This window comes from Gordonia sp. NPDC003376, assembly GCF_053589235.1.
In genome coordinates this window covers 62432-84606 of record NZ_JBSFRM010000017.1, presented here as the reverse complement: position 1 = coordinate 84606, position 22175 = coordinate 62432, and the positions used below count along the sequence as shown (strand labels likewise).

Genomic DNA, 22175 nt, shown 5'->3' with positions numbered 1-22175 from the left:
GATTTCGACACGGGTCCTCGCGACGCTCGGTCCCGGCTCAATCAGCGACCGCGCACGCGATCCTCCCCGACGGTCGAGTCGACACCCCCACCGGCCCAGCCCACCACGCAACCACCCCGCAGGTGACCACCTCCCGACGCACGCCACAGAGATTTCGACACGGGTCCTCGCGACGCTCGGTCCCGGCTCAATCAGCGACCGCGCACGCGATCCTCCCCGACGGTCGAGTCGACACCCCCACCGGCCGAGCCCACCACGCAACCACCCCGCAGGTGATCACCTCCCGACGCACGCCACAGAGATTTCGACACGGGTCCTCGCGACGCTCGGTCCCGGCTCGATCAGCGATCGCGGGTGCGGGCCGTCGACGGTCGAGCCGAAATCACCGCCACCCGTCCCGTGCAGGACCCGCCCCGGGCGCCGATACTGCTCGCATGGCCGAGCAGGTGGCACGATGACCGCGATCCTGGGGATGTTCGCCGATCAACCCCTGATCTATCTGGCCCTGATCGTCGGGATCGGGGTGGCGATCGGCCGCGTCCAGGTACGCGGCGTGGGTCTCGGACCGGCCGCGGTGCTCTTCACCGCGATCGTCCTGACCGCGGTCGGCAGCGCCGTCGACATCGAACTCACCCTGCCCGAGGTGATCGGCAACCTGGGCCTGGTCCTGTTCGCCTTCACCACGGGACTCGTTGCGGGACCGAGCTTCTTTGCATCACTGCGCACCGCGTGGCAGCTGGTGGTGACGGTCTCGGTGGTGGTGTGCGTGGCCGCGGTGACCGTGTATCTGGTCGGGTCGGCGTTCGGGTTGTCCCCCACCGCGATCGCCGGGACGTTCGCCGGCGCGGTGACCAACACCCCGGCTCTCGCCGCGGCCGGCGGGTCCGCCGAGGCCACCGTCGGCTATGCCACGGCATACATCTTCGGTGTGATCCTGATGCTCGTGATGGTCGCGCTCGCCTTCCGATTCGGCAATCCCGACCCCGACACCCCCGAGAAAGTGATCGATCTCACGGTCAGGGTGGAGAGTGCCGATGTGACCGTCGCCGATCTGCGGGACCGGCACGGCAACCGACTCACCTTCTCCCGGCTGGCCCATGATCCGGCCGAGCCTCCCGAACCCGTCGGCGACGACCAGTCCCTGCGTCATGGCGACCTGGTGACCGTGGTCGGGCCGCCGTCGGAGGTCGACGCCCTCGTCGACGAGATCGGACATCGCTCCTCGCACGATCTCACCGCCGACCGCAGCGCACTGGACTTCCGTCGGATCACCGTGTCGGCGCCGCGATGGGCCGGGCGACGCATCCGGGACCTCGAACTCGACCGTTACGACGCCGCCATCACCCGTCTGCGCCGCGGCGACACCGATCTGGTGGCCACCGCGGACACCCCACTGCAACTCGGTGACCGTGTCCGCGTGGTGGCGCCCCCCGAACAGATCGGTCAGGTCGCAGGCATGCTCGGCGACTCGTCGCGCGGCCTCACCGAGATCAATGCGGTCGCACTGGGATTCGGCATCGCGATCGGTCTCGCCGTGGGGTTGGTGCCGATCCCGGTGCCCGGACTGGGCACCCTGTCGCTGGGGGCTGCGGCCGGAACCCTGGTCGTCGGGTTGATCCTGGGCCGGGTCGGACGCATCGGACCCATCGTCACCTCGATGCCGCTGACCTCGGCGCAGGTGATCACCGAACTGGGGCTGCTGCTGTTCCTCGCCTACGCCGGCACCAAGGCCGGGTCGCTGATCCTCGATGCGTTCACCAGCGGCGCCATCGTGGACATGCTGGTCACCGGAGCAGCCTGTTCCCTGGTGATGGCGGTGGGCATGTACGCCGCGTGCCGATGGGTGTTGCGGACCGGAAAGGTCCGTCTCGCAGGCGTTCTCGCCGGTACCCAGACCAACCCCGCACATCTGGCGTTCGCCAATGCCCGCGGGCACGACGATCCGCGTATCGCTCTGGGCTACGCCCTGGTGTACCCGGCAGCAATGGTGGTGAAGATCCTTCTCGCGCAGATCCTCTCGGCGATCTGAGGCCTGCGGACCGGATCGCCCCGGCAGAGCACCGGCTTCTCCCCGGACGACGACACCCGCCGAGCGCATGTCGCCATGCACCCGACGGGTGTCGTCGGAGAATCGTCGCCGACCCTAGTCGTCCTTCATCGCTCCCGGGGCGTTGGTCTGCACCTGCATCAGGAACTCGATGTTGTTGCGGGTCTTCTTCAGTTGGCTGACCAGCAGGTCGATCGCCTGCTGGGAGTCGAGACCGCTGAGCACGCGACGCAGCTTGTGCACGATCGCGAACTCCTCAGGAGCCAGCAGCAGCTCGTCCTTACGGGTGCTCGACAAGTTGACGTCGACCGCCGGGAAGACACGACGCTCGGCGATCTTGCGATCGAGCTTGAGCTCGGCGTTGCCGGTGCCCTTGAACTCCTCGAAGATCACGGTGTCACCGGTCGAACCGGTCTCCACCAATGCCGAGGCGATGATGGTCAGCGAACCGCCGTTCTCGATGTTGCGGGCGGCACCCAGAAAACGCTTCGGCGGGTACAGCGCGGTCGAGTCGACACCACCGGACAGGATGCGGCCCGATGCCGGCGATGCGTTGTTGTAGGCGCGGCCGAGGCGGGTGATCGAGTCGAGCAGTACCACGACGTCCTTGCCGCCCTCGACGAGGCGCTTGGCGCGCTCGATGGCGAGTTCGGCGACCGAGGTGTGATCTGACGGCGGACGGTCGAAGGTGGAGGCGATGACCTCACCCTTCACCGAGCGCTGCATGTCGGTGACCTCTTCCGGACGCTCGTCGACGAGCACCACCATCAGGTGGCATTCCGGGTTGTTGGTGGTGATCGCGTTGGCGATGTCCTGCAGGATCGTGGTCTTACCGGCCTTCGGCGGGGACACGATCAGCGCACGCTGGCCCTTGCCGATCGGCATGATCAGGTCGATCACGCGGGTCGACAGGCGATCCGGGGTGGTCTCCAGGCGCAGTCGCTGGTTGGGGTACAGCGGGGTGAGCTTGTTGAACTCGGCCCGCTTGCGCGCGGCCTCGACGTCTCCGCCGTTGACGGTGTCGAGCCGGACCAGCGGGTTGAACTTCTGCCGCTGGTTGGGCTGCTCGCCCTCACGGGGCACCTTGACCGCACCGGTGATGGCGTCACCACGACGCAATCCGTTCTTGCGCACCAGGTTCATCGACACATAGACGTCGTTCGGGCCGGCCAGGTAGCCGGAGGTCCGGACGAAGGCGTAGTTGTCGAGGACGTCGAGGATGCCGGCGACCGGCTGCAGGACGTCGTCCTCACTCACCTGCGGCTCGGTCGAGGTGCCGCCCTCACGCTCACGTCCACGACGACGCTCGCGGAATCGGCGGCCGCGGCGGCGACCGCCCTGCTCGTCGTCCTCGTCGTTGTTGTTGTTGCGGTTGCCGGCCGGGCCGCTACCGCCCTGGTTGCCCTGGGCGTTGCGATTGTCCCGGTTGCCACCGTTGTCGCGGCCCTGCCCGCCCTCGCGGCTCTGGTTGCCCTCGCGGTTCTGATTGCTCTCGCGATTGCGGTTGCGGTTGTTGCGATTGCGCGCGCCGCCCTCACCCGACTCGTCGTCGGTCCTGGTCTCGACGTTCTTCGCATCGTTAGCGGCGGCCTCGGCCTTCGGAGCGGCCGTCTTGGCCGCGTCGGCCTTGGGTGCGTCGCTCTTGGTCGACTGGGCCTTGGCGGCCTCGGTCTTCTCCGGCTCGGCTACCGCAGCACCACCTGCGGGCTGTGCGGCCTCGGCCTTGGCGGCGTCGGCCTTCTTGGTGGTGCGTCGGGTACGGGGGGCCGGCACCTCGTCGGCGAGTGTCATCTGTTCGGGGGCAGCGGCCTTCGGCGAGGCCGCGGCCTGGCGCTCCTTGATCGCGGCGATCAGATCGCCCTTGCGCATGCCGGAGGTCCCCTTGATGCCCAGCTCACCGGCCAGGGCACGCAGCTCGCTCAAGACCATGCCGGACAGCCCGGTGCGGGCTGCGCGGGTGCGGGTCTTGGGCGCGCCGGCACCCGCAGAATCGTTGTCGGGTGAAGCCGGCGCGGTGATCAGGTCCGTATCGGTCACGGATATCCTTTCGTTCCTCCGCAGGTAACGTCCACGGAGGGCTTCATTCCACCTCCCGGGTCCGACGGTGTGCGGGTCCGGGGGATTCCCGTCCTCGGTGGACGGGGTCAGAGATCAGGGTCGCGCTGCGAGTGTCATCCTGCGCTCGGCGCAAGAGAACTGCCGGCTCGAGAACGGCACGAAGCTCGCAGATCGCTGCCGGTGATCGCAGAGTCGGGATCACGCGGATTGTTTCGAGATCTTGATCACCCGAGATACACGGCTGAACGAGCCTTCGCGGCTAGACGAGCTTATGATAACCCGCGACCACAATGGGAGCAACACGCCGATCCGCCTCATTGTTCCCACGTACCCGAATCCCGCCCCGGGAACAACCGGGCGGGCCGGTGTACGCCCCGACCGGCGCGTCGCGCAGCCGTCTCGGTGGAGATGGTGTCCGTGCGGCACGCCGGTGACCGCCGCCCCCGACTCCGTGCGGTGCCGGTGCGCGCACCTCTGGGAACACGGCGACACCGGACATGGGCCGTACCCTGAACCGCCCATGCCACGAACGGCTCCCGTACCGGTGGCATCGCCGGACATGCCCGCCGGGGGCGACGCCCGAGGGCCTCAGCGGCCCGGCCCCGTCCCGCGTCAGGCGATCTCCACCCCGCCGGCGATCTCCACCGACTTCGGGGCGAACCCGAACTCGACACCCAACGAGCGGGCATCCGCGGGCAGCGGACCGGAGCCGAGGACGAGCACGCTCGGTCCGGCACCGGAGACGGTCGCGGCATGGCCGCGGGCCCGCAGTGCCGCCACCAGATCGGCGGTCGGCCGCATGGCCTCGGCCCGGTACGGCTGGTGCAGACGATCCTCGGTGGCCGCGAGCAGACAGCTCGGGTCGGAGGTCAGTGCGACGACGGCCAGGGCCGATCGGCTGAGATTGGCCACCGCATCGACGCGCGGCACCTCATCGGGAAGCAGTCCGCGGGTGACCGCGGTGGACGACTCGGTCTCCGGGACGAAGACCGTGGCACAGATGTCGGGGTGCACCCGCAGCCGACGCGCATGGTAGCGGTCGAGCCCATCGATCGACTCGGTCCAGGTGACCACGGCCGAACCGAGGACACTCGCTGCGGCGTTGTCGGGGTGGCCCTCGAACTCGCTGGAGAGCTGCACCATCTCGTCGACGGTGAGCCGGTCGGCCCGACCCGAGGCGACGAGCAGACCCGATGCCGCGGCCAGCCCCGAGACCGCCGCTGCCGCAGACGATCCCAGGCCACGGGAATGCGGGATCACGTTGGTCGCCGACAGGTGCAGGCCGGCCACCGAGAAACCGGCGTGCGCCAACCCGCCCAGCACCGCCCGCACGACGAGGTGATTGGCGTCCAGCGGGACGTCGGTGGCGGCCTCACCGGCCACGTCGACGGTGATCCCGCGGGCCGTGGTCGCCACGGTGATCTCGTCGTGGATACCCAGTGCGATGCCCAGGCAGTCGAATCCCGGGCCCAGGTTGGCGCTGGATGCAGGAACTCGCACACGGACCGAAAGGCCTTCGGGCAGTTGATGATGAACCGTATCCGGCGTGACCATCTGTGATGCTCGGTCGATCTCAGGCGACGCCGAGGGCATGGGCCACCGCCACCGGATCGACCTGGATCGTCTCCACCTCGGGCATCCCCGACAGCGCGGTGTCGGGGTCCTTGAGGCCGTTGCCGGTGACCGTGCAGACCACGAGCTCACCCTTGGACACCCAGCCCTCTTCACGGGCCGCCAGCAGACCGGCGACGCTCGCCGCGGAGGCGGGCTCCACGAAGATGCCCTCGCGCCCGGCGATCAGACGGTATGCCTCGAGCAGCTTCTCGTCGGTGGCGGCGCGGAACTGGCCACCGGACTGCTCCTTGGCAGCGACGGCCTGGTTCCAGCTGGCCGGTGCGCCGATCCGGATGGCGGTCGCGATGGTCTCCGGGTTCTTGACCGGCTCACCGAGCACCAGCGGCGCCGCACCGGCGGCCTGGGTGCCCAGCATCCTCGGCAGTGTCGTGGAGACACCGTCGGCGTGGTACTCGGTGTAGCCCTTCCAGTACGCGGTGATGTTGCCCGCGTTGCCGACCGGCAGGGCGTGCACGTCGGGAGCACGGCCGAGGACGTCGACGATCTCGAACGCCGCGGTCTTCTGGCCCTCGATGCGGGCCGGGTTGACCGAGTTCACGAGCTCGATCTCACCGAACTCGGCGGTGGCCTTGCGGGCCAGCTCGAGACAGTCGTCGAAATTGCCCTGCACCTGGATGATCTTGGCACCGTGCATGACCGCCTGGGCGAGCTTGCCCATCGCGATCTTGCCCTCGGGGATCAGGACGGCACAGGTGATCCCGGCGCGGGTGGCATAGGCGGCCGCCGACGCCGAGGTGTTGCCGGTGGACGCGCAGAGCACCGCGGTCTTGCCGTTGTTGACCGCGTTGCTGACCGCCATGGTCATGCCACGGTCCTTGAAGGAGCCGGTCGGGTTGAGGCCCTCGACCTTCAGATACACCTCACAGCCGGTGATCTCGGACAGATGCGGCGCCGTGATCAGCGGGGTGGCTCCCTCGAGGAGGGTCACCACCTTCCAGTCGTCGGCGACGGGCAGCCGTGACCGGTAGGCCTCGATCAGGCCGGGCCAGCCCTTGTGCACCGGCGCGGGAACGCTTGAGGTGGTGTCAGTCATCGGTACCTTCCAATCGCAGGACGCTCGACACCTTGATCACGGCGTCCATGTCTTCTAGGGCTGCAACACATTCCGACTGTGCACGGTCGGGCGCCCGATGGGTCACGACGTTGAGACGGGCATCGTCACCCGCCCCCTCCTGCCGGACCGCGGCCAGACTCACCGAACGCTTGGAGAACTCGTTGGCGATCTGTGCGAGGACCCCGGGGCGGTCGGCCACCCGCATCGAGACGTAGTAGCGGGTCGGCACGTCGTCGATCGGCGCGATCGGCAGCGACGCATAGGTGGACTCGAGCGGCCCACGGCCGCCGTTGACCTTGTTGCGGGCGGCCATCACGAGATCACCGAGCACCGCCGACGCGGTCGGTGCACCGCCGGCGCCCTGACCGTAGAACATCAGGCGGCCGGCGTTCTGCGCCTCGACCACGACGGCGTTGAACGCCCCGTTGACCGACGCCAACGGATGGGTCAGCGGGATCAGCGCCGGATAGACCCGCGCCGAGACACTTTGTGCGCCTTCGTCGTCGCGCACACGCTCACAGATCGCCAGCAGCTTGATGGTGCAGTCGAACTTGCGTGCGGCGACGAGGTCGTCGGCGGTGACCGCGCTGATGCCCTCGCGGTACACGTCGGCAGCGGTGACGCGGGTGTGGAACGCGATCGACGCGAGGATCGCGGCCTTGGCGGCGGCGTCGTAGCCCTCGACGTCGGCGGTCGGGTCGGCCTCGGCGTAGCCCAGGCGGCCCGCCTCGGCGAGCGTATCGGCGTAGTCGGCACCGGTCTCGGACATCGCCGAGAGGATGAAGTTGGTGGTGCCGTTGACGATTCCGGCGACGCGTTCGACGGTGTCACCGGCCAGCGACTGGGTCAGCGGGCGGATCACCGGGATCGCACCGGCCACGGCCGCCTCGAAGTACAGGTCGGCCTTGGCCGTCGCGGCGGCCGTCGCCAGTTCGCCGGTGTACTCCGCCAGCAGTGCCTTGTTGGCCGTCACCACCGACTTGCCGCGCTCGAGTGCCTTGCGGATCAGCGCGCGGGCGGGGTCGATGCCGCCCATCAGCTCCACCACGATGTCCACATCGTCGCGGGTGACCAGCGATTCGGGATCGGCGGTCAGCAGGGTCGGGTCGATCTTGCGCGGCTTGTCGAGGTCACGGACCGCCACCCCGCGCAACACCAGGTCGGCGCCGACGCGGGCACGCAGGTCCGCGGCACTCTCGTCGAGGATCCGCACGACCTCGGTACCGACGTTGCCCATGCCGAGCACCGCCACCCCGATGCTACGGGCCTCGGTCCGTTCCCCGGTGGGGTTGTCTGTCTGTGTGTTCACCTAGGTCTCCAACCTCAGGAAATCGTCGATGGTCTCGCGGCGCAGGATCACGCGTGATCCACCGTCGGCCACGCCGACCACGGCCGGTCGCATCGCCATGTTGTAGCGCGAGGACATCGAATAACAGTAGGCGCCGGTCGCGGCGACCGCGATGAGGTCACCGGGCCCGAGGTCCTCGGGCAGCCAGCAGTCCTTGATCACGATGTCACCGGTCTCGCAGTGTTTGCCGACGACGCGGCTGACCACAGCGCTCGCGTCGGACACCCGGGACACCAGCCGGACGTCGTACTCGGCGTCGTAGAGCACGGTGCGGATGTTGTCGCTCATGCCGCCGTCGACCGACACGTACCGACGGGTCACGTCGCCACCGAGTTCGACGTCCTTGATGGTGCCGACGCGGTAGAGGGTGACGGTGCCGGGTCCGGCGATGGCGCGGCCGGGCTCGACGGCCAGGGTCGGCATGGGCAGTCCGACGGCCGACGACTCCTTGCGCACGATCTCGGCCAGGCGCTCGGCAACCGCCCCGATCGGCAGCGGCCGGTCCTCCGGCACATACGAGATGCCCAGTCCGCCACCGAGATCGACGATTGCCATCTGCGAGGTCTTCTCGACCCCGAACTCGGCGACGACGTCGTGCAGCAGGCCGAGGACGCGGTGGGCGGCGAGTTCGAATCCGTCCATGTCGAAGATCTGCGAACCGATGTGGCTGTGCAGGCCGACCAGACGCAGGTTGTCGGTCGCGAAGACACGGCGAACCGCCTCCATCGCGACCCCGCCGGACAGCGAGAACCCGAACTTCTGGTCCTCGTGGGCGGTCGAGATGAACTCGTGGGTGTGTGCCTCCACACCGACGGTCACACGCACCAGGACGTCGGCGACCACACCGCGCTCACCGGCGAGGGCATCGAGCCGGTCGATCTCGATCATCGAGTCGAGCACCACGTGGCCCACCCCGGCGTCGAGCGCTGCGGCCAGTTCGGTCTCGCTCTTGTTGTTGCCGTGCAAGGCGATCCGCTCGGGCGGGAACCCGGCGTGCAGCGCGATCGCCAGCTCACCGCCAGAGCAGACGTCGAGCGAGAGGCCCTCCTGCTCCACCCACCGGGCGATCTCGGTGCACAGGAAGGCCTTGGAGGCGTAGTGCACGCGGCCGTAGGGACCGAATGCCTCCATCATGTCGGCGCAACGCGACCGGAAGTCGGCCTCGTCGATCACGAACAGCGGGGTGCCGTAGGTCTCGGCGAGTTCTGCCACGCCGACACCGGCGATGGTCAGCTCACCGGAGTCGCCGCGGACGGCGTTGCGCGGGTACACCGCGGCCGGGATCGCGGCGAGGACGGCCGGGTCGTCGGGCTTCTGCGCCAGGCCGGGTGCGGCCGGAGGCTCGGCGTGGCGCGGGCCGGCCGGATGCGCGTTCACATCCGCTCCGGTGCCGTGACGCCGACGAGCTCGAGCCCGTTGGCGAGGACCTGCCGGCTTGCGGCACACAGGGCGAGTCGGGCCCGGTGGATGTCGCCGGCTGCCTCGTCACCCTGCGGGAGCACACGGCAGTGCGCGTAGAAGCGGTGGTAGGTGCCCGCGAGCGTCTCCAGGTAGCGGCACACGCGGTGCGGTTCACGCAGGGTGGCCGCGGTCGTGACCACCTCGTCGAAGTCGCCGATCGTCTTGATCAGGTCGGCCTCGGGATCGCTGTCGAGCAGCTCGAGGTGCTCGGTGCTCGCGGTGAGACCCAGCTCGCCGGCATTGCGGCCGAGCGCCGACAGCCGGGCGTGCGCGTACTGCACGTAATAGACCGGGTTGTCGTTCGACTGCTTGGCCAGCAGGTCGAGGTCGATGTCGATGTTGACGTCGATCGACGAACGGATCAGCGCATAACGGGCCGCGTCCACACCGACGGCGTCGACGAGGTCGTCGAGGGTGATGACCGTTCCGGCGCGCTTGGACATCCGGACCGGCTTGCCGTCCTTGACCAGGTTGACCATCTGGCCGATCAACACCTCGACGGTCTCGGGGTCGTCACCGAGCGATGCGGCGGCCGCCTTGAGGCGCTTGATGTAGCCGTGATGATCGGCACCGAGCATGTAGATGCACAGGTTGAAGCCGCGGTCGCGCTTGTCCTGGTAGTAGGCGATGTCGCCGGCGATGTAGGCGGCCTCGCCGTCACTCTTGATGACGACACGATCCTTGTCGTCGCCGTAGTCGGTGGTCCGCAGCCACCACGCGCCGTCGGCCTCGTACAGGTTGCCGTTGGCCTTGAGCTCGGTGATGCACCGGTCCACCAGACCCGAGGTGAACATGGAGTTCTCGTGGGTGTAGACGTCGAAGTCGGTGCCGAACTCGTGCAGGCTGGACTTGATGTGGCCGAACATCAGCTCCACGCCCTCGGCGCGGAAGGTCTCGACCCGCTCGGCCTCCGGGAGATCGAGGACACCGGGGACCTTGGTGACGACCTGCTCGGCGATGTCGACGATGTACTCGCCCGCGTAACCGTCCTCGGGGGCGGGAAGGCCCTGCGCCGACGCCTCCAGCGACCGGGCGAACCGGTCGATCTGGGAGCCGTGGTCGTTGAAGTAGTACTCGCGGGTGACCTGCGCACCGCGGGCCGCCAGGACGCGTCCGAGTGCATCACCGACCGCGGCCCAGCGGGTTCCGCCGAGGTGGATCGGGCCGGTCGGGTTGGCGGACACGAACTCGAGGTTGATCACCTTGTCGGCGATCTCGTCACCGCGACCGTAGTTCTCCCCCTGCTCGAGGACGGCGCTGATCACGGTGTTCTGCGCAGCGGCGGCAAGCCAGACGTTGACGAATCCCGGGCCTGCGACCTCGGCCTTCTCGATCCCCTCGGTGGCGGCGAAGGCATCTGCCAGCCAGCCGGCCAGGTCACGCGGGGCGACGCCGAGGCGCTTGCCCAGTTGGAGTGCGATGTTGGTGGCGTAGTCACCGTGGTCGGCGCTGCGCGGGCGCTCGACCACGATCGAATCGGGGACCAGCGAGGTGTCGAGGCCGTGGTCGGCGACGACACCTCGGGTCACGGTGCTCAAGAGCACGGCAAGGTCGGCGGGAGTCACAACACACCATCCTATTGGGCGGGCCCTGAGCGGGAACAATCGGCTCGGGTGGACGCCCGAGGTGTCCCGGTCCGCCCCGCCGGAAGCCGATACCACCCGGGATCCGGAACGGCCGGGTCACAAACCGTCGGATCGGGCTGATCTCCCGGATCGGCGACCTCGGCACCCTCTGCTCGGGACGCCGAGGTCAGCACCCCCGGTCGGTCTTCTTCGACCGACTCCATGCCGCCCCGCCTCCGGCCCAACACACGCCCGCCTCCGGCGACGTCGGCTCACCATGACCCGGCCGCTCACCCTGCCCGGCGGTGACCCGCGATCGTGAACTCTGGTTCCATCAGCGCCGACCGCCCGTCGGTGGCCAGGTCGGCGAGCACCTCGCCCCACACGGGAGCGAACTTGAATCCGTTGCCGCTCAGTGCTGTTGCCACCACGACGGCATCGCCGTGAACCATGTCGACGATCGGCATCCGATTGTCGGTCCACGAGTCGGAGTGCAGCGACCACCGGACCACCTCGGGAATCAGGTCCGGGATGATCCGCTGCGCCTGCTCACCCATCCACCGGAGTTGGTCCCGACTCAACGTGGTCTGCTGGTCGTCCACATCGGCGACGGTGTCGAACTCGATCTCCGGGCAGATCTTGATGCTGTATCCGTCGAGAGTCGGGACACCGAACGCGTGCGTCGAACCGAGATCACGCATGAATCCCGGGAAGCGATCCGGGGTGAAGCGTTCGATGTGCCGGGGCATCAGCCAGCTCAGCGCGAACGCTCTGCTGCAGACGAGATCGGCGAGCTCGGGCAGCAGCCGGGTGGTCCAGGCACCCGAGGTCACGATGACCCGTTCGGCCAGATGGACCCCACTGTCGGTCTCCACCCGCACCCCACCGGCATCCGGCTCGATCGACTGCACTGCCGTGTCGAAGCCGAATGTCGCACCGTGCGTGAGTGCCTGATCGATGGCCGCAGCGACCGCCATCTCCGGGCGCATCGCACCACCGAGCGCATCGAGGACACCGAGGTCGTCGTCCTCGATGTGGAACTGCGGGTACCGCACGCGCAGCTCCGCGGCACTCAGGACCTCGTGCGGAAGGTCGAAATCCGCGATGGCGGTGAGCGTTTCCTCGATGTTCGCGTCACCCTGGGACGCAATGCTCAGCGCCCCGGTCGGCAGCAGGACATCCCGGCCGTACGCCTCGCCGAGTTCCTGCCACAGCGTCCGGGATCGCAGCAGCGACGGCGTGAACAATCGGCTTTCCTTCGCGGCCACCCGGAACAGGCGCGACTCGCCCGAGTACGCACCGCGGGTGTGAATCCGACCGAACTGTTCGAGGCCGAGGACCTCGACACCCCGTCGTGCCAGCTGCCACGATGCCATCGACCCCAGTGATCCGAGGCCGACGACGATCACCGGCCAACGCCGATCCCCGTTCACGCCAGCACCGGGCTTTCCCACAGGTTCAGCACGGTGCCGATACCGCGGGCCAGCGCGTTGCGGTACACGACGGTGCCCCACGCGACATCTTCGACCGGCATCCCGCCCACCGACAACACCACGATCTCGTCGTCGTCCCGGCGCCCCACCTGATCCCCGGCCGCAACCGCGCCGAGATCGGCGAGATCCGACGCGGTCATCGCTCCCTCGACGACCATGTCGGTGAACCGGCATCCGATCACGGGAATCGTGTGATGGACCGGGTACGGCAGTTCCTTGGCCCATGATTCGTACAGGCCGATGTGATCCATCACCTTGCGCACATCCGGTGCCTCCATCGCCGCATCCATCGAGCAGCTCGCCGGCATGCTCAGGAACGCGCCGGGCGCGACCCACCGGCGTTCGACGGTGGGATAGCGGCTGGGATCACCGATCTCGTTGGACGTGCAGAACGTGACGATGTCGCTGTCGCGGACCGCCGCCTCGACGCTGTCCACCTCCACCACGGTGATCTGGGGGAATTCCTCGGCGGCCCACCGGGTGAAGGCGTCGAGGTTGGCCCGGCCGCGCCCCCGGATCTTCACCGTGTCGATCTTGGGACAGGCACTCACGAAGGCGGCCAACGACGTTCGCGCCATCACGCCGGGGCCGACGATTCCCACCACGCTCGAATCCTCCCGGGCGAGGAACCGGGCGCCGACCCCGGGGACCGCGCCGGTCCGGAACGCCGACAGCAGGTTCGCCGACATCAGTGCCAGCGGTGCCCCGGTCTCGGTGTCGCTGAGCATGAACATGAGGATCGACCGGGGAAGTCCCTTCTCGCGGTTGGCGACATTCGACCCGTACCACTTGACCCCGGTCGTGCCGAAGCTCCCGCCGAGATATGCGGGCATCGCCATGAAGCGCCGGTCGACGGAGTCGGTCGGCATTCCCTCGAAGGCACTCTCCGTGGGAAAGCTGACCTGTGCACCGTGGGAATCCCCGTCCGGGCCCGACATCCGGAAGTCACCGCGATGGGTCAGCACCAGGGTCTCCTGCATGGCGTCGATGCAACCGGTCATGTCGGCGACCCCTGCGGCGATCATGTCGGGTTCCGAGAGATACAGGAAGTCGATGGGGTTGTTCACGTTGTCCTTCCGCGACGAGCTGTGAGAATTCGAGTGGTCCGGCATCGTTTGTTCCGTGGTCCGGCGTCACGACCGGTGCACGATGACCCCGTCGACCATGGTGAGCTCGACGGGTCGGCCGAGAAGCGATTCGACCTCGTCGTCATCGGGCCACCGACCGCTGATCACGGCGAGATCGGCACGCTGCCCCGGCGCGAGGGTTCCGCGAAGATGATCACACCGCTCCCGGTATGCGGCCTCGCGGGTCAGCAATGCCAGCGCATCCAGGGTGGTGATCCCCTCGTCGTCGTCCACCGGAACCGCCCCTTCCCAGAAGTGCGAGCGGGAGACCGTGTACACCACCGCCGGACGCCAGTCCTCCGTGGCCACGGGGGCATCGGAGGTCATCCCGACATGGACGCCGGCGTGCAGCGCCGACGCGATCGGTTCGGTGCGGCGCCGGCGACCGACAGGCAGCGTGGTGGCGAATGTGGCGACGATCGCAGGATTGAAGCAGGCCCCGATACCGTTGTCCGCCAGTACTTTCATCCCCTCGGGATACAGTTCGGTGGTGTGGATGACGTAGTGGCGACCGGAGCTGTTCGGGGCGACCTCGGCGATCGTGTCGATCACCGTCTCGACCGTCTGATCCCCGATCGCATGCACGCCCACCTGCAGGCCGGCGGCGTCGACGGTGCGGATGATCTCGCGGAGCTCGGCCACCTTGTCGGCGTCGGAATCCCCGGCGATCACCATGTGCCCGCACTGATGTCCCGGCGGATTGATGGCCTCGTGCACCGGTTCCTTGTGCCAGGTGGTGCCGCTCTGCGGGGTACCGTCGGCGAACACCTTGACCCCGGAGATCCGCAGTCGGTCCGGGTCGATCTCACGATCGTCGTAGACGCGCGCCAGACCCGTGTCGAGGTGCTCGCGGACCTGCGCGGCATTGCATCCGCCGGTGCCGACCGGAAGTACCAGGACCGACACGCGCATCGTGAGATCACCGCGCTCGGCGAGATCTCCGAGGGCGGTCAACGCCTCGACCGAACCCGAACCGTCCAGCAGCGACGCGTGACCCGGGCCGAGGCCCGGCTCGGTCAGCGCGGTGATCCCCAGCGCATGCAGGTCGCGCTGCCCCGCCCGATAGGCGGCGAGCAGCTGTTCGCCGGGTACCGGGGGGATGATCTCGATGAGCGGGGCGATCGCGGTGTTGGTGAGGAAGCCCGCCGGGGCACCGGCATCGTCGCGTTCGATCAGCCCGCCTTCCGGGTCGGGTGTCGCCGCGATGATCCCGGCCCGCTCCAGGGCGACGGCATTCGCGGTCAGCGAGTGTCCGCTCCAGTCGAAGAGCACGACCGGGGTCCCCGTGATCCCGTTTCTTTCCAGCGCGCGGTCGATGTCTCGAGCTGTCAGGTTGCGTCCGAGAACCAGTGCGTCCCAGCCATGTCCGCGAATCCAGCCACTGTCGTCGACCTTGTCGGCGGTGAGGAACGTGTCCAGCTGCCGGATCGATGTGAAGACATCGGTGCCCATCTTGACATAGGAGTGGGCCGTCAGCGAGAACGCGGTGAAGTGCAGATGACCGTCGTTGATCCCGGGAATGACGGTGGACCCGTCGAGTTCGATGACCTCGGTCTGTGCCCCGATCGACGCTTCGGCGTCGTCACCGAGCGCCGTGATCTGCCCGTCCTTGATCGCGATCGCCCTGGGCCGACCCGCCAGCCATGCCGGGGTCGCCCTGGTGCCGGGGCGCCAGTCGGAGAGGTCGAGGACCGGGCCACCACGCAGCACGGTGTCTGCTGCCGCTTTGATCGTCATGCTCCGAGTGTCGCTGTGCGGCATCGTCTGCGCCCTCCCGCGGTCCGCTGGCCGGACCTGTGCGGGTCACCTGACCGAGCGAGACCCCGGTGAGGGCCGGGGCAGCCGAGAACACCTTTCCTCGGCCGGCCCGTCGGATGGCACCGACGGCGACGTGAGGGAGAATGCGGTGCGCGTCACCGCCGATCGGCGGTGGCAGTGGAGCCGTTGACCTCTCGCCGGGCGAGGCGGTCGGTCGCGGGGTCGTCCTGCAACCGCGCGAGCAGCCGTCGGATCACCCCCAGCATCTGCTCGGTGCGCTCATCGGATCGATAGATGGCGTGCTGCAGGATCATTCCGTCGACTGCCGCGAAGATGGTCGACGCGATCACACCGTCCTCGTCGTCGATACCGACGTTGCGCAATGTGGTCGACACCTGATCGATGTAGAAGTCATAGACCGAGATCACGCGCTCGAGCGGGATTCCACCCCGCACCGCACGCAACAGGTAGTCGTATTGCAGCATCGCCCTGGTGCGTTCGTCGCCCATCACCGACAGCAAGTGCGATCCGAACTCGTCGATCGACCCGGCCCGCAGATTCGACTCCTCGGCGTCGAGCTCGGCGGCGAGCGCCAGGGCCTGCGAGATCATCGCATCGCCGCTGCCGAAATAGAAGCGGACGAGGCTGTGCGACAGGCCCGCCTGGGCGGCCACCGACCGGTAGGTGACCTTGTCCAGGCCCTGGGTGCTCGCGATGTGCACGGCCGCGTCCAGCAGCCGTGCGCGCGTGTCCGGATCACCCTCGTGGCCCTCCGGGTTCTTTCCCGGCGGCTCGGCTCGACGCCACGAGCAATCCCGATCATCTGACATGTCGATCTCCCCTGCTCTCGACGCGGATAGCGTGTGGACGGCCCGGTCACCTCGCCCGAGCCGGGTCCACGGTTCGACTACAGCATCCGGGGCGATGGCCGATATCGGTGCAGTCCGTCCAGCGGACCGGCCACAAGCGGGCGGAGGCTCCCTTCGGTCATGCTGGCGCCGAGTTCGACGAGTCGGGAGGTGAACCGTTGCGCGCAGCGCGTATTCACGGTTGGCGAGGGTCGCCGGTGATCGAGAGTCTTCCCGATCCGGTGCGGCGCCGCGGCCAGACCCTGGTGCGGATCGACGCGGCAACCGTGAGCCATCTCGACATCACCATCGCCACAGGCGAATTCGACCTTGCCCCGCCGCTGCCGTACGTGGCCGGATGCGAGGGTGCGGGAACCGTCCTCGAATCGGACGTCCACCCGGTCGGAACGCAGGTGATCTTCCGTGACGGCAGCCTCGGCCTGGATCGCGACGGCACCTGGCGCGAGCTGGCGTGCGTCGACGACGACACCCTGCTGCCGCTGGATCCCCCGCTCCCACCGGCGGTGGCCGCCGCCTTCTTCGTTCCCGTCACCACCGCTCACGTCGCGCTCTTCGACATCGGCGGGCTCACACCGGGGCAGAAGGTACTGGTGACCGGCGCGACGGGTGCGGTGGGCTCGATGGCGGTCCAGCTGGCACGCGACGCCGGTGCCGAGGTCATCGGGCTGGTCTCGCGAACCGAACGTCTCCACCGCCTTCCCCGGGGCATCCACGGTGTCTCCCTTGATGATCCACGCGCCGTCGCGTCACTCGAATCAGACCGGGACCTCGACCTGCTGGTCGACACCATCGGCGGTCCCGGCCTCGGCGACCGAATCCGGTGGATCGCGGCAGGCGGAACACTCGCGTGCCTGGGCTACGCCGCGGGTACCCGCTTCGAGGTCGATCTCCCCGGCTGGTTCTACTCCGATGTCTCCCTCCTGCCGGTCAACCTGTTGCGCCGCACCACTCGTGCCGAGACGATCGCCCGGTCGCTGTTGCCGCGGATCGCCGACGGCGCGCTCGAGGTCGCGATCGAGGAATTCGCACTCGAGAACATCGCCGATGCCCTGCGGGCACTCGAGACCGGATCGCTCACCGGACGTGCCGTGATCCGGTTGACCTGACCGGTTCGTCCAGCGGACTGGGCAGAGGCCGGACTCCCCACACCGGCGTTTGCTGTGACCGGACGCGGCGTGGCGGCACGAATGACGTTCCGCCCCATGGATCGGGGCGAACCCGTCACCAGACAGGTGCGGCCAGAACGAGCCCGCCGCCTCCGCAGTTCCCGATCTTCGGACCACCCTCAGGAGGCAGCGTGCACGTATCCAGCCATCACGATCTTCACTACCGGTCGGTGGACGGCACCGACCTGTATGCCGATGTTCACCGACCCGAGGTCGACGGCCCGGTTCCCGCCGTGGTCTACATCCACGGCGGCGGACTGACCATGGGCGATCGAACGGACTTCCTCGACACCCGACTCCTCCCGATGGCTCGGACCGGAATCGCCGTCGTGGCCATCCAGTATCGGTTCGTCGATGTGGCCCCGTTCCCGGCCCAGCTTCTCGATGCTCGCGCCGCGGTGAGGTGGGTCGAACGGATCGGACCCGAACACGGACTGGCCACCGACCGGATCGGCGCGTGGGGGTCGTCGGCCGGCGGGTTGATCGCCGCGCTGCTGGGACTGGAGTCGGTGGTCGGCGCCGACGGCGGACTGGTCGACCGTCCACTCGCACCGTTTGCCGACGCCGTCGTCACCTGGTCCAGTCCGCTCGACCTCGCCGCCTCGTTCCATCGCTCATGGCTGGAGGCGGCCGAGATGCCCCTACACGGTTCAGAGGTGGCCCGGTATCTGGGGGCCGAGCAGTTCGATCCGGCCGACCGACGCCACCGTTCGGCCAGCCCGCTGCACTCGGTCACCGGCAAGGCATCGCCCTTCCTCCACATCTGGGGCGATCGGGACCACATGGTCGACCAGGGCCCGACGTGGCGCATGCACGACCGGATGACCGTGGACGGCGTCGAGTCGGCGGTCCTGGTGATCGGTGGTGCCGGCCATGAGGACTCGGCGTTGGAGGGGCCCCTGGGCATCGGTGCATCCTCGTCTCACCTGATCAACCACCTGCGGCGTCCGACACCGCCTCAGAGCAGCTGACCGGAGCGGGTGTCCGGGTCCTTCCGGACCCGGACGCCCGCTCTGGTCTCGGTAGTCCGCCTCGTCGGCCCCGGTGTCCGCCACACCCGCGGCACCGCCGCGGTCGTCAGTGGTCGCGCAGGGACATGGCGGCGCTGATCGACGGCGCATCGTCGAGCAGGCGTCGGGTGTAGGGGTCGCGTGGCGCCGTCAGGACTTCGACGGTCGGTCCCTGTTCCACCACGCGTCCCTTGTCCAGAACCAGGACGCGATCCGCGAACTCCCCCACCAACGCCAGATCGTGCGTGACGAACAGCAAGGCGAGATTTTCCTGCCGTTTGAGCTCACCGAGCAGATCGATGACGGTCTCCTGGATGAGGACATCGAGCGAGGCCGTGATCTCGTCGCAGATCAGCACGCTGGGGCCGGTCACCAGTGCCCGGGCGATCGCCGCGCGCTGACGTTCCCCGCCGCTGAGACGGTTGGGCAGCAACCCCAACACCTTCCGGGGGAGCCCGACCTTGTCCATCGCCTCACCGATCGCGACCTCGCGGTCCCGCCGCGAGGCCTGGTTGGTCAGCGTGTGCGCGAATCGCAGGCTGTCACCGACGGTCATTCGGGGGTTCAGGGCGGTGAACGGACTCTGGAACACGTACTGGAGGTCCTTCACCATCCGCTTGGTCCGGGCCGACGCGCTCCGCGGCAGCGATGTGCCCCACCACGACACCTCGCCGGTGTGACCGGGATGCAGTCCGATCAGTGCCCGCGACAGCGTGGTCTTGCCGGAGCCGGACTCCCCGACGATCGCCAGGCATTCCCCTTCGAACAGCTGGAAGGACACATCGTGCAGGACCTGGTGCTTCCGATATCCGGCCGCGAGCCGGGTGACATCCAGGATCGGGGCCGGCCTGCGCCGTGGCCCCCCGTCGCCCGGTGTGGCCACATCGGCCAGATCCGGGGCCGCCGCCAGCAGGCGGCGGGTGTAGTCCGAGGTCGGCTCGGTGAACACCTGCCGAAGCGGGCCGTATTCCTGTACCGATCCGTCCTTCATCACCAGGACCGTGTCGGCCAGATCCGCGACCACCGCGAGGTCGTGCGTGACATACAGGCCGGCGATGCCGTGTTTCGAGCACAGTCCACGCACCAGATCCAGCACTCGACGCTGAGTGGTGACATCGAGCCCGGTCGTCGGTTCGTCGAACACGAGAACCGGGGGTCGTGCCACCGTCGCCATCGCGATCCCGACCCGCTGGAGCTGGCCGCCGGAGAGCTGGTGGGGATACCGATCGAGGAACTCGTCGTCAGAGGGGAGCCCGACCCCCTCGAGTGATTCTCGAATCGAATCCGCCACAGTCGATTTCGTCCTTCGAGGGCCGGGGTCGAGAACCTCGGCGAGCTGCCTGCGGATCGTCAGCGCCGGATTGAGCGAGGCACGCGGATCCTGCGGGACGTAGGCGACGACCTTGCCCCGCAGGGCCCGACGTCCATCCTCGTCGAGGCTGCCGACGTCCGTGCCGCGCACCACGACCTCACCGCCGGTGATACGTGCACCATGGCGGACGTAGCCCAGCAGGGCCATGCCGACCGTCGTCTTGCCGGATCCGCTCTGTCCCACCACGGCGAGGATCTCTCCCCTCCCGATCGAGAAGCTCACATCATCGACGATGGTGCGGGATCCGACGTTCACGGTCAACGACGTCACCTCGACGACCGGCCGGTCGACCGCCATCACTTCACCTCTCCCGGAACCGACACGCTGAATGCTCTCGAGATCCCTTCGGAGAGCACGTTGAACCCGATGGCGAAGGTCGCGATCCCCGCCAAGGGCAACAGCACACCGAGCGGGGCGAACGTCAGACCCGGCTGGTTCTCGTTGATCATGAGCCCCCAGTCCGCGTACGGGGCCTTGATGCCCATACCGAGCACCCCGAGGCTCGCGATGGTGCCCACCGACCACACCACCCGGATGCCGTACTCGACCAGCACAGTGGGTAGGATGTTCGGCAGGATCTGCACGACACAGGTTCGAACCACGCCAGATCCCAATACCTTTGCCGATTCTACGAATTCACGTGTTCCGACGTCCAGTGTCACGCCGCGGACGACGCGGGTGACCTGCGGGATGTGCGCCAGGCCGATGAGCAGCACCAGCAGCCACAGACCCGAGCCCGCCATGGAGACGAACAGGAGCACGAAGACGATCATCGGGAACGCCAGCCACACATCGACCAGTCTCATCGCGACCTCGTCGAACCACCCCCGGGTGTATCCCGCGAGCATCCCCAGAAACGTCCCGGCCACGGTGCCGATGGTCGCCGAGGCGATCGACATCCAGACGACGGTCCAGCCACCACGCAGGAAACGAGACCAGATGTCCTGCCCCTTGACGTCGGTTCCGAGTGGATACCCGTCGCCCGGACTCGAGAACGGCACTCCGACATAGTCATCCGCCGCATGGGGCGCCAACATCGGTCCGAGGATCGCGATCGCCAGGATCAACAGCACCAGTCCACCACCCACGATGAACCGCGGTTCCCGCAGCAGAGCGCGCCACCGACCATGGCCCTGAAGGGATGCCTCTGCCCTGCTGGTCAATTCGGGATCGGTGGGGTCGGCGATGGTCATCGTGTCCTCACTGTGGGGGTGACGAATACGGTCAGGATGTCGGCGATGAGGTTGATCACGACGTACAGGGTTGCCAGCACCAGGACCGACGCCTGCACGATCGGGATGTCGCGATTGGTCACGGCGTTGACCAGGGTCAATCCGATACCCGGATACTGGAAGATGTACTCGATGACGACCGTTCCGCCCAAAAGGTATGCCAGGGACAGTCCGCCCGCCTGGATGGCCGGCTGGAGACCGTTCGGCAGGGCATGCCGATACAACACGGTTCGACGGGACAGTCCCTTCAGTTCGGCCATCACCACGTACTCCGAGCGCAGTGCCTCCACCACCGAGGCACGGACCTGGAGGGTCAGGTACGGGAGCATCACGATCACGAGGGTGATGACCGGGAGCACCAGGAGATCGGGGTGCGACCACGGCGACTCACCAGCGGGGATCAGTGACACCGCGGGCAGGATGGTGAAGACACTGGTCGACAACAGTGCAACGACCAGCAAGGCGACGACGAACTCCGGGACCGCCGAGATCACCACCGCCACCACCGACACGATCCCGTCGAGGATTCCGCCGGGCTTCCGAGCCGCCAGCGTGCCGATCAGACCCGCGAGGGGGAATCCGATCGCCACCGCCACGGCCACCGCCGAGAGCGTGTTCAGCAACGGAGGGAACACCTGGTCGGCCACCGATGTGCCCGAGGTCAGCGAGGTGCCGAAGTCTCCGGTCAGCACACCCCCCAACCACTCCGTGTAACGGTGGAATGCCGACTGATCGAGGCCGAGACTCGCCCGCATCGCCTCGACCGCCTCCGGTGTCGCACCTCGACCCAGCACGATCCGCGCGACATCGCCCGGCAGGATCTGTGTGGCCAGGAAGATCACCACGGTGACGACGAACAGGGTCAACAGACCGAACCCCACCCGCAGGGCGATCCAGCCGATGTCGGGTGACCACCGCAGACCCTTGCGTGAGCTGGGCATCCCACGAGAGACCGCGGGCCCCGATACTGTGCTCATTAC

General features: G+C 68.1%; 16 protein-coding genes. 3 read left to right on the top strand and 13 right to left on the bottom strand.

Annotated elements, in window-relative coordinates:
- The first annotated feature begins 454 nt into the window (after positions 1-454).
- Positions 455-2029 (top strand): aspartate:alanine exchanger family transporter, encoded by a 1575-nt coding sequence (locus tag ACWDUA_RS17200; RefSeq protein WP_449752213.1) that lies wholly within the window; start codon positions 455-457, stop codon positions 2027-2029.
- Between the two features lie 114 nt (positions 2030-2143).
- Here ACWDUA_RS17200 and rho read toward each other — a convergent pair whose 3' ends face one another.
- From rho to ACWDUA_RS17150, 10 genes are all read right to left on the bottom strand, one after another.
- Positions 2144-4084, bottom strand: a complete 1941-nt coding sequence (gene rho, locus ACWDUA_RS17195; RefSeq protein WP_449752212.1) for a transcription termination factor Rho — start codon at positions 4082-4084, stop codon at positions 2144-2146.
- A gap of 633 nt (positions 4085-4717) precedes the next feature.
- Positions 4718-5698, bottom strand: a complete 981-nt coding sequence (thrB, locus tag ACWDUA_RS17190; RefSeq protein ID WP_449752211.1) for a homoserine kinase — start codon at positions 5696-5698, stop codon at positions 4718-4720.
- Positions 5679-6773: a threonine synthase gene (gene thrC, locus ACWDUA_RS17185; protein ID WP_449752210.1), complete on the bottom strand. Its 1095-nt coding sequence runs from the start codon at positions 6771-6773 to the stop codon at positions 5679-5681. The genes thrB and thrC overlap by 20 nt, the downstream gene beginning before the upstream one ends.
- Positions 6766-8103, bottom strand: a complete 1338-nt coding sequence (locus tag ACWDUA_RS17180; RefSeq protein WP_449752209.1) for a homoserine dehydrogenase — start codon at positions 8101-8103, stop codon at positions 6766-6768. The genes thrC and ACWDUA_RS17180 overlap by 8 nt, the downstream gene beginning before the upstream one ends.
- The gene (lysA, locus tag ACWDUA_RS17175; RefSeq protein WP_449752208.1) at positions 8104-9519 is read right to left on the bottom strand and encodes a diaminopimelate decarboxylase; all 1416 of its coding nucleotides are present in this window, start codon (positions 9517-9519) and stop codon (positions 8104-8106) included. It abuts the gene before it with no gap.
- A complete protein-coding gene (argS, locus tag ACWDUA_RS17170; RefSeq protein WP_449752207.1) occupies positions 9516-11168 on the bottom strand; it encodes an arginine--tRNA ligase in 1653 nt (550 codons plus the stop codon). Before argS ends, lysA begins: the two co-directional genes overlap by 4 nt.
- Positions 11169-11458: 290 nt before the next feature.
- Positions 11459-12601: an N-methyl-L-tryptophan oxidase gene (solA, locus tag ACWDUA_RS17165; protein WP_449752206.1), complete on the bottom strand. Its 1143-nt coding sequence runs from the start codon at positions 12599-12601 to the stop codon at positions 11459-11461.
- Positions 12598-13773, bottom strand: a complete 1176-nt coding sequence (locus ACWDUA_RS17160; protein WP_449752205.1) for a tyramine oxidase subunit B — start codon at positions 13771-13773, stop codon at positions 12598-12600. Before ACWDUA_RS17160 ends, solA begins: the two co-directional genes overlap by 4 nt.
- Before the next feature lie 21 nt (positions 13774-13794).
- Positions 13795-15525 carry an amidohydrolase gene (locus ACWDUA_RS17155; protein ID WP_449752204.1) on the bottom strand — a complete coding sequence of 577 codons (1731 nt, stop codon included), beginning with the start codon at positions 15523-15525 and terminating at the stop codon, positions 13795-13797.
- A 176-nt stretch (positions 15526-15701) separates the two neighbouring features.
- The gene (locus ACWDUA_RS17150; protein WP_449752203.1) at positions 15702-16376 is read right to left on the bottom strand and encodes a TetR/AcrR family transcriptional regulator; all 675 of its coding nucleotides are present in this window, start codon (positions 16374-16376) and stop codon (positions 15702-15704) included.
- Between the two features lie 236 nt (positions 16377-16612).
- Here ACWDUA_RS17150 and ACWDUA_RS17145 point away from each other — a divergent pair, with 236 nt between their 5' ends.
- Together ACWDUA_RS17145 and ACWDUA_RS17140 are read left to right on the top strand one after the other, a co-directional pair.
- Complete coding sequence (locus ACWDUA_RS17145) at positions 16613-17521, top strand: quinone oxidoreductase family protein (RefSeq protein ID WP_449752202.1); 909 nt, start codon at positions 16613-16615, stop codon at positions 17519-17521.
- 191 nt (positions 17522-17712) lie between these two features.
- A complete protein-coding gene (locus tag ACWDUA_RS17140) occupies positions 17713-18552 on the top strand; it encodes an alpha/beta hydrolase fold domain-containing protein (RefSeq protein WP_449752201.1) in 840 nt (279 codons plus the stop codon).
- Between the two features lie 106 nt (positions 18553-18658).
- On the opposite strand, the gene ACWDUA_RS17135 is transcribed toward ACWDUA_RS17140, so the two are convergent.
- The 3 genes from ACWDUA_RS17135 to ACWDUA_RS17125 are packed head-to-tail and all read right to left on the bottom strand — an operon-like array spanning position 18659 to position 22172.
- Positions 18659-20260, bottom strand: coding sequence for an ABC transporter ATP-binding protein (locus tag ACWDUA_RS17135; RefSeq protein WP_449752200.1), 1602 nt, complete (start codon positions 20258-20260; stop codon positions 18659-18661).
- Positions 20260-21156 (bottom strand): ABC transporter permease, encoded by an 897-nt coding sequence (locus tag ACWDUA_RS17130; protein ID WP_449752199.1) that lies wholly within the window; start codon positions 21154-21156, stop codon positions 20260-20262. Before ACWDUA_RS17130 ends, ACWDUA_RS17135 begins: the two co-directional genes overlap by 1 nt.
- The gene (locus ACWDUA_RS17125) at positions 21153-22172 is read right to left on the bottom strand and encodes an ABC transporter permease (protein WP_449752198.1); all 1020 of its coding nucleotides are present in this window, start codon (positions 22170-22172) and stop codon (positions 21153-21155) included. Before ACWDUA_RS17125 ends, ACWDUA_RS17130 begins: the two co-directional genes overlap by 4 nt.
- Between the last annotated feature and the right edge of the window lie 3 nt (positions 22173-22175).

Bases quoted from the DNA above. Each gene is read 5' to 3' on its own strand.
- ACWDUA_RS17135 (WP_449752200.1), bottom strand. From the start codon at position 20,260: ATGGCGGTCGACCGGCCGGTCGTCGAGGTGACGTCGTTGACCGTGAAC.
- ACWDUA_RS17125 (WP_449752198.1), bottom strand. From the start codon at position 22,172: ATGAGCACAGTATCGGGGCCCGCGGTCTCTCGTGGGATGCCCAGCTCA.
- ACWDUA_RS17130 (WP_449752199.1), bottom strand. From the start codon at position 21,156: ATGACCATCGCCGACCCCACCGATCCCGAATTGACCAGCAGGGCAGAG.
- ACWDUA_RS17155 (WP_449752204.1), bottom strand. From the start codon at position 15,525: ATGACGATCAAAGCGGCAGCAGACACCGTGCTGCGTGGTGGCCCGGTC.
- thrB (WP_449752211.1), bottom strand. From the start codon at position 5,698: ATGCCCTCGGCGTCGCCTGAGATCGACCGAGCATCACAGATGGTCACG.
- ACWDUA_RS17150 (WP_449752203.1), bottom strand. From the start codon at position 16,376: ATGTCAGATGATCGGGATTGCTCGTGGCGTCGAGCCGAGCCGCCGGGA.
- ACWDUA_RS17160 (WP_449752205.1), bottom strand. From the start codon at position 13,773: ATGCCGGACCACTCGAATTCTCACAGCTCGTCGCGGAAGGACAACGTG.
- ACWDUA_RS17200 (WP_449752213.1), top strand. From the start codon at position 455: ATGACCGCGATCCTGGGGATGTTCGCCGATCAACCCCTGATCTATCTG.
- thrC (WP_449752210.1), bottom strand. From the start codon at position 6,773: ATGACTGACACCACCTCAAGCGTTCCCGCGCCGGTGCACAAGGGCTGG.